Source organism: Thermovirga sp., assembly GCA_012523215.1.
GTDB lineage: Bacteria > Synergistota > Synergistia > Synergistales > Thermovirgaceae > 58-81.
In genome coordinates this window covers 1-3,537 of record JAAYIZ010000290.1, presented here as the reverse complement: position 1 = coordinate 3,537, position 3,537 = coordinate 1, and the positions used below count along the sequence as shown (strand labels likewise).

Annotated in this window: 5 protein-coding genes; 2 read left to right on the top strand and 3 right to left on the bottom strand. The window is 57.5% G+C overall.

The annotated features are described in order from the left end of the window. Window positions 1-605: hypothetical protein (locus tag GX108_07885; protein ID NLO56949.1), on the bottom strand; the 605-nt coding region annotated here is incomplete at its 3' end. Window positions 606-742: 137 nt separating this feature from the next. Between GX108_07885 and GX108_07880 the strand changes: the two genes are divergently transcribed. Both GX108_07880 and GX108_07875 read left to right on the top strand, forming a co-directional pair. Beyond that, window positions 743-1,300, top strand: coding sequence for an isochorismatase family protein (locus GX108_07880; GenBank protein NLO56948.1), 558 nt, complete (start codon window positions 743-745; stop codon window positions 1,298-1,300). Window positions 1,301-1,335: 35 nt separating this feature from the next. Beyond that, the gene (locus GX108_07875) at window positions 1,336-2,580 is read left to right on the top strand and encodes an NADP-dependent malic enzyme (GenBank protein ID NLO56947.1); all 1,245 of its coding nucleotides are present in this window, start codon (window positions 1,336-1,338) and stop codon (window positions 2,578-2,580) included. A gap of 70 nt (window positions 2,581-2,650) precedes the next feature. On the opposite strand, the gene GX108_07870 is transcribed toward GX108_07875, so the two are convergent. Both GX108_07870 and GX108_07865 read right to left on the bottom strand, forming a co-directional pair. After that, window positions 2,651-3,220 (bottom strand): isoprenylcysteine carboxylmethyltransferase family protein, encoded by a 570-nt coding sequence (locus GX108_07870; GenBank protein ID NLO56946.1) that lies wholly within the window; start codon window positions 3,218-3,220, stop codon window positions 2,651-2,653. Next, the coding region (locus GX108_07865) for a hypothetical protein (GenBank protein NLO56945.1) at window positions 3,217-3,537 on the bottom strand (321 nt) is incomplete at its 5' end. The genes GX108_07870 and GX108_07865, both read right to left, overlap by 4 nt.

Sequence of the window (3,537 nt, the reverse complement as noted above, 5' to 3'; positions counted from 1 at the left end):
TCCTGCCTCGTCGTTCTCGCTTCCCAATGGAGCCTGTCGTTGTCACCCGTCTCCAGGGCAATGGGTATTTCGGTCCAACCCCAGGGGGTAACCATGATGAACCTCAGTTCCACCCCGTGGGAGGCCAGAGCCCTGAAGTGTTGCACATAACGGACCACTTCTCCTATGACCCAACTGTCGCTGAGCATCCAGACCCGCCGGCAATGGTCCCTGCCAAAGAGAGCGGCATAATCGATGGCCATCCGCATACCTTCGTCGAAAGCAACCGGGCCAAAGCAAAGGGCTACGGCTTCCTCGTGCCCGGCGGGTTCGCTTGAAGCGGGCAGGATGTCGGCGAATTCGTCAACCCAGTCGAGCTGGGAGATCAGTGCTTCAGGGTCTCCCTGCTTCCTGTCCCCGAAACCGAAAAGGTAATCCTCGGCGGAGAGTTCGCCCTCACCGGAAAGAGCCGAAATCATCCATTCCTGGATTTGGGAAGCGAGTCTCTCGATATAGGGGGGAATGTCACCGCCGGTCATTGCCCTGAGTACATCCCCGACAGTCCATTCTCCGTACGGATCAAAACCTTCCCCTTCGTTGCTTCTTCTGTAATCATTGGCGCCCATGAAACACACCTCCCCCGGGCTTTCAAGTTTTCTGAGCATAGCACATTTTGAAGAAACGGACACGGGCGAATTCAGGTTGTCTTTAGCTTATAATAACCCCATAATCGAGAATATTGAAGGAAACGGGGTGGGTTTCGATGTTACCTTTCAGGATCATTCCCGAAAGAGCTCAATTGCTTCTGATCGATCTCCAGGAGAAAATGCTGCAGGCCGTGGCGAATTGTGAAAAGGTCACCCGAAACGCGGGTATCCTCCTGGAGGCCGCCAAGGTGATGGGCGTTCCCATTAAATTCACTGAACACTACCCCGGGGGGCTTGGCAAAACCGTCCCCCCGTTGATGGAGAAGATGCCCTCTGGCACCTCGCCCTTCGAGAAGATCCACTTTTCCTGCCTCGATGAAAAGGGTTTCGAGGAATTCTTGCACGAAGGCGGAAGGGATCAACTTATCGTGGCGGGGGTCGAGAGCCATATATGCGTTTTCGCTACCGTTATGGATCTTCTCGAAAAGGGTCACCCGGTGGCTGTCGCCGCCGATGCCTGTTCAAGCCGCGACCCGGATCACCATAGGATGGCCTGCGAGGCCATGACCGCGGCCGGGGCCCTGGTGGCGCCCGTGGAGACTTTGGCCTACCAGGTGATTCGACGGGCAGGCACGGAGCAGTTCAAAGCCATGCTTCCCTTTTTCAAGGCTTGACGGCCGAGGATCACCAAAGTCAGGGAGGGGAACCAATGCCGATTGACAGGACAAGAGCGATCGAACTGCACAGGAAAGCCAAGGGCAAGATCAAGATCTATCCCACCATCAACATTCATAACGAGGAAGAGATGGCCCTGGCGTATATTCCCGGGAGCGTACCGCCCGCTCTCGCCATACAGCAGGACGAAGGCATGAGCTTTGAGTACACCGGCAGGGGCAATCGGATCGCCGTCATTACCGACGGAAGCGCGGTCCTAGGTCTTGGAAACGTGGGACCCTACGCGGCCCTTCCGGTCATCGAGGGGAAATGCCTGCTCTTCAAGCTTTTCGGCGACGTAAACGCTTACCCCCTGTGCGTGGACTCCCAGGACTCGGAGGATATCCTCCATTTCTGCTCCCTCCTGGCCCCAACCCTCGGCGGGATCAACATCGAGGACATATCGAGCCCCAAGGCATTTTCCATTGTCCGCGAGTTGAGGACCAGGGTGAACATTCCCGTCCTTTGTGACGACCAGCACGGCACGGCGGTCATTGTGCTGGCGGGCATTTACAACGCCCTCGAGGTCCAGGGCAGGAAACTCCGGGATATGAAGATCGTGATAAACGGCGCCGGCTCCGCGGGACTGGCCACGGCGGAGCTGCTGCTCAGGGCCGGAGCGGAGGACCTGGTGGTGCTGAACAGCGCGGGGATCCTCGCCGAGGACAATCCCAGGATGAATCATATCCAAAAAGAGGTAGCGGAAAGGACAAACCCGGAAAAGGTTTCCGGCGGGCTCGACAAGGCCATGGAGGGGGCTAACATTTTCGTCGGCCTCTCCAAGGGAGGCGTACTCCCCCCGGAGTTCATACGTCGGATGTCCGGTGAAGCGGTGGTATTGGCCATGGCCCTTCCGGACCCCGAAATCCTTCCGGAAGAGGCGATCGCAGCGGGGGCCGCTATCGTCGCCACGGGGGGTCCAGGATATCAAAACGCCATGCCCAACTCCCTCTCCACACCGGGGATAATGCGAGGACTGCTCGATGTCAGGGCAACGGTGCTCAACCACGACATGCTGCTGGCGGCAGCCAGGGCCCTGGCTGATGTGGTGGACAGGCGCAGGCTGGGACCGGGAAAGATTATACCGGACATTTTCTGCGACGAGACGGCGCCGAGGGTCGCCGAGGCGGTCGGCCAGGCCGCGATCGCCGAGGGTTTTGCAAACAAGATCGTCCCCAAGGGGGAAATCTATAATAATTTGTGGCAAAATCTCTACGGCGAACAAATCACAAGATTTTAACGGATCCTGGGGCAAGGACCGATAGGTTTTTTATAGAGGCCTTTTGTTGATGGGAAACGGGGGGGCGGGTTCACCACCACCGCCGCGAAAATAGCAGCACGGTACCAATGAGGGTAACCCATAGGGAGTGCCGTTCGCTTTTCCAGAGAACGGCCCAGTTGAAGGGACCGCTTAGATCGGCCAGGGTAGGTTTCCTTAAGGGGAGAAACCTTCCCACCCTTTCGGAGTAACGGGTGAAACCATCGGGGAAACGCTTCCCGAGGTAGCTCTCCTCGTAGGGTATCACCAACACAACGTAAAGGGCTATGAAAACGGCAAAAAAAAGAAGGAACGCCGCAGGATTTCCCGTAAGGGGGCACCATCCCAGCCCGATCAGGGCATTGCCCAGGTAAAGTGGATTCCTGGCGAGGGAGTAGGGGCCCCAGGTGACGAGCCCCGCGGCGCCGACAATTTCGCCCCGATATTGCCCTATTGATCCCGCCGCCCAGAACCGGATCCCCTGTCCCAGCGCGACGGCGATCACTCCCGTTATGGGTGCCGGCGTGCGGTGCGGGATAAAAAAAAGGACCAAGAGAAAGAACAAGGTCCAAACCCCACCACGAAACCTGAAGGCGAGTGCTCTTATCTTTTCCTTGCTCATTTTTTACCTTGTTCCGTTCCTTCCTCTTCCGCACTTATATCCCCCGGTTTCAGCAAGTCATCAGCCATCCCCCAACCGAGCAACCTGACCGCGACGATACCACCCATCGCGATCGAAAGGTATTCCGTGAAAAAACGCCAGGTGATCGCCATGACTCCGGCGATATTCCACGGGACAAGGAGGCTGAAGATTGCCGCTCCCCCACCCTCGGCGACTCCGCTTGCTCCCGGGGTCGGCACGAAGTAGAGAATGAAAAGGAAGAGGGCCTGGGCCAGGAAAGCCTCGACGAAATGGACATCCAACCCGAGGGACCAAAT